The 703-nt window shown below is 42.7% G+C and carries 1 protein-coding gene; it reads right to left on the bottom strand.

The annotated features are described in order from the left end of the window. The coding region (locus tag V757_RS18520; protein ID WP_147628844.1) for a DDE-type integrase/transposase/recombinase at window positions 1-616 on the bottom strand (616 nt) is incomplete at its 3' end. Window positions 617-703: the final 87 nt, after the last annotated feature.

The following is a 703-nucleotide window of genomic DNA, read 5'->3' as shown; positions in this document are numbered from 1 at the left end:
TCAGAATAAAGCCATTTTGGTAGGGGCATCCTGGTTGAATATAATCAATATAGATACCGTGTTGCTTTGCCCAATTCACAAACCGATGCGAGGTAAACTCTGTGCCATTATCTACCCTAATCCTCTCTGGATAACCGTATAACTCGGCAAGGCGATCTAGGTAATCAATCACTTTGCCTGTTGGCATACCCACACTCACCTGAATCCCTAAGGCTTGGCGATTATAGTCATCTATTACATTAAGGGTTCTAAAGCGCACCTGGTTCTCTAAGCTGTCACTCATAAAGTCCATCGACCAACACTGATTGGCTCGTTCTGGTGTTTGTAATAGCAATGGTTCACGAACAGGCAAACGTTGCTTGCGCTTGCTTTTTAAATTCAATTTAAGCTGTGTATAAACACGGTATACACGTTTATGATTCCAAGGGTAGCCCATATGTCGAATTCTTTTAAAACACTTCATAAATCCCCAACGAGGGTGCTTATTAGAGACCTCCGTGAGTATCGCTGAGACTTCGCTATCATCTGATAGACGTTTCTCGTAATAAAAAGCCGTACGACTAATGCCAGCCACCTTGCAACACAAGGCAATACTGGCGGTAAACTTGACCCGCAACTCATGAACCCAACCTCTTGCGATTCTTGGACGGGTTTTTATAGCTTTTTATGATTTCTTCCTTGCATTCATGGATTAACGTACTGA

The organism is Pelistega indica (genome assembly GCF_000506865.1).
Taxonomy (GTDB): domain Bacteria; phylum Pseudomonadota; class Gammaproteobacteria; order Burkholderiales; family Burkholderiaceae_B; genus Taylorella; species Taylorella indica.
Note: the sequence above shows the minus strand (reverse complement) of the source record. Positions and strands in the feature narration are given on the sequence as shown.